Origin of the sequence: Protofrankia sp. Cr1 (assembly GCF_963555865.1) — a bacterium.
In the GTDB taxonomy this organism is placed as follows: Bacteria; Actinomycetota; Actinomycetes; order Frankiales; family Frankiaceae; genus Protofrankia.
In genome coordinates, this window is record NZ_CAUVXO010000619.1 from 1 (window position 1) to 2,981 (window position 2,981).

Sequence of the window (2,981 nt, forward strand, 5' to 3'; positions counted from 1 at the left end):
CGTATGACGAATCCAGTCCGGCTTGACGACCTGATCGAGGCCATCAAGAAGGTGCACTCCGACGTCCTCGAACAGCTTTCCGGCGCGGTCATCGCCGCGGATCATCTCGGCGACGTGGCTGACCATCTCATCGGCCACTTCGTGGACCAGGCACGACGCTCGGGCGCGTCTTGGACGGAGATCGGCAGGAGCATGGGGGTGACCAAGCAGGCCGCTCAGAAGCGTTTCGTTCCGAAGGGTCCCGGGGAAGGGTCGGCCCTCGACCCCAGCCAGGGATTCGGTCGATTCACCACAGCGGCGAGGAATGTCGTGATGGCCGCGCAGAACGAAGCCCGGGAGGCCGGCAACGACGAGATTCGCCCCGCGCACCTGGTGCTGGGCCTTCTGAGCGAGCCCGATGCACTCGCCGCGGAGTCGATCGTCGCCCAAGGCGTACCACTGGACACCATCCGCCAAGCCGTCACCGCGACCCTGCCGCAGGCAGCCGACCAGGTTCCCGACCTCATCCCGTACGACTCGGGGGCGCGCAAGGCGCTGGAACTGACGTTCCGGCAGGCCCTACGGATGGGCGACAACGTCGTCGGGACCGAGCACATCCTGCTCGCACTGTTGGAACTCGAAGACGGCACAGGCGTGCTCGCCAGCCTCGGGGTCGACAAGGCGACCGCCGACGCCCACATCACAGCCGCCGTAGTCGCGGCACGTGCGACGTAGCCGTCTCGACGCGGATGTCAGGTCACGAGCCGCCTACAGAGGATCTCGCCGTGGAGGACGGCGAACCAGCCGTCGGGGGAGGCCAGCCCAGGTACGCCAGGCGCTCGACATCCGGGCGAGGTCGTCGTCGAGGGCGAGGCCCGATGTCAGCAGCTGGTCGGCTACGGCCGAGGCCACGATGCGTTCGGCCCACATCCCGCCCCACCAGGCCCGGTCCGCCGGGGTCGCGAAGCACCAGGTGCTGGCCGTCGCCGTCACGTCGGTGAAGCCGGCGGCGCGGGCCCAGGACAGCAGGTGGCGGCCGGCGTCGGGCTCGCCCCCGTTGGCGCGGGTTGCCTGCTGGAACAGGGCGAGCCACTCGTCCAACTCCGGGAGCCGCGGGTACCAGGCGAACGCCGCGCAGTCGCCGTCGCGGGCGGCGACTATCCCGCCGGGCCGGCAGACCCGGCGCATCTCCCGCAGGGCGCCCACCGGGTCGGCCACATGCTGGAGGACCTGGTGAGCGTGCACGACGTCGACGCTGTCGTTCGGCAGGTTGAGCGCGTTGACGTCCCCGACGATGAAGTCGATGGTGTCCTGGCCGCGGGCGGCGGCCTCGGCCCGCGCGAGGTCCAGGACCTCCTCGCTGACCTCGAGCGCCGTCACCCGTCCCGGAGCGACGCGGGCCGCGAGGTCCGCGGTGATCGTGCCGGGCCCGGCGCCGACGTCGAGCACTGTCATGCCTGGCACCAGCCAGGGGAGTAGGTAGGCCGCCGAGTTCTCGGCGGTGCGCCACCGGTGTGCGCTCAGCACCGACACGTGATGTCCATGCGTGTAGACGTTCGCGGCATCCACCACAGAGACCTCTCATCAAGGGTCTCATATTATGAGACGGTCATCCCGAATATTGAGCCGTGTGTGATGGTACCCCCGCAGGCCGGGGAGCGAAAGCACCAGCCAGGACGAGCGATTGACCGCACCCGTTGATAGTCAACGGTGTTGACGACTCCGTTTTGATCAAATTTGATCTTCAAAAACAACCAAACAACTCAACACCGAGGCCTCCCGGCCTCACAGCCCTGTCTGCGTGTCCGGTCCCGGGGTAGCCGGGCCGGGCCCCGCTGGGCGGCTTCCGTCGCCGGCGGTCACGAGCACGCCGAGCAAGCCTGGGAAAACCGTGTCGATCTCGACGTGTCGCAGGGCGTTCATCCGAGAGGTGCCCACGTAGTACTGGCGGATGAGCCCGGCCTCGCGCAGCACGCGGAAGTGGTGGGTGGCCGTGGACTTCTCCACCGGAAGGTCGAATGCGCCGCAGTTGATGTCACCGGACGCGGCGTACAGCTGGCAGACGATGCTGCGGCGCACCGGGTCCACCAGAGCCTCGAGAACCTTCTGAAGAGTGATCGCCTGCACGTCGGGGTGGGGTGGGACGCGCTCCTGCCCGCTGGATCGTGCGACGGCCATCAACCAGCGCCTCCTTCTGCTGCCTTCCCTATCATACGAGCCGGATCAAAGTTTGGTGACCATCAAAGTTTGACAACTGTCGAACTTATGGGCTTCACTAGGGACGGCCGCCGCGGCGCACGCGCCGGCCCCCCATCCCCGTGTTCGGAAAGGCGATCCATGATGGCCAGGACAGTGCGGTTCCACGACGTCGGTGGCCCGGAGGTACTGAGGCTGGAGGACGTGGAGGTCGGCGAGCCCGGGCCGGGCGAGCTGCGTGTCCGGGTGGACGCGATCGGCCTCAACCGGGCCGAGGTGATGTTCCGGAGTGGCTACTACATCGAGCCGGTCAAGGAGTTTCCCGCCCGGCTGGGTTATGAGGCCGCGGGTGTTGTCGAGGCCGTCGGCGCCGGCGTTGCCGGCTTCGAGATCGGTCAGGCGGTCAGTGTCGTACCCGCCTTCTCACAGAACGACTACGGCGTCTACGCCGAGCGGGCCATCGTTCCCGCCTCAGCGGTGCTGCAGCGTCCGGAGGGCGTGGACGCGGTTGTGGGTGCGGCGGTGTGGATGCCCTATGTGACCGCGTACGGGGCCTTGGTGGAGATCGGCGGCATGCGGGCCGGTGACACCGTCGTCCTCACCGCGGCCTCCAGCAGTGTGGGGCTTGCCGCCATCCAGGTGGCAAACCGTGTCGGCGCCGTTCCGATCGTCACGACCCGCACGAGCGCCAAGAAGGAGCGGTTGCTCAAGGCAGGCGCGGCCGAGGTGATCGCCGTCGAGGAGGAGAACGTCGTGGAGAGGGTACTCTCCGCAACCGGTGGCCGTGGTGCCGAGTTCGTCTTCGA

Annotated in this window: 3 protein-coding genes and 1 pseudogene; 2 read left to right on the plus strand and 2 right to left on the minus strand. The window is 68.0% G+C overall.

Features of this window, described 5'->3' with window-relative positions; genetic code table 11:
- Positions 1 to 3: 3 nt before the first annotated feature.
- Positions 4 to 714, plus strand: coding sequence for a Clp protease N-terminal domain-containing protein (locus U9980_RS26845; RefSeq protein WP_322770484.1), 711 nt, complete (start codon positions 4 to 6; stop codon positions 712 to 714).
- Between the two features lie 17 nt (positions 715 to 731).
- Here U9980_RS26845 and U9980_RS26850 read toward each other — a convergent pair.
- Positions 732 to 1,548 (minus strand): annotated as a pseudogene (locus tag U9980_RS26850) (class I SAM-dependent methyltransferase).
- Between the two features lie 216 nt (positions 1,549 to 1,764).
- Positions 1,765 to 2,157 (minus strand): helix-turn-helix transcriptional regulator, encoded by a 393-nt coding sequence (locus tag U9980_RS26855; RefSeq protein WP_322770482.1) that lies wholly within the window; start codon positions 2,155 to 2,157, stop codon positions 1,765 to 1,767.
- Between the two features lie 162 nt (positions 2,158 to 2,319).
- On the opposite strand from U9980_RS26855, the gene U9980_RS26860 reads away from it, so the two are divergent.
- A partial coding sequence (locus U9980_RS26860) for a zinc-dependent alcohol dehydrogenase family protein (protein ID WP_322770483.1) occupies positions 2,320 to 2,981 on the plus strand: 662 nt, incomplete at its 3' end.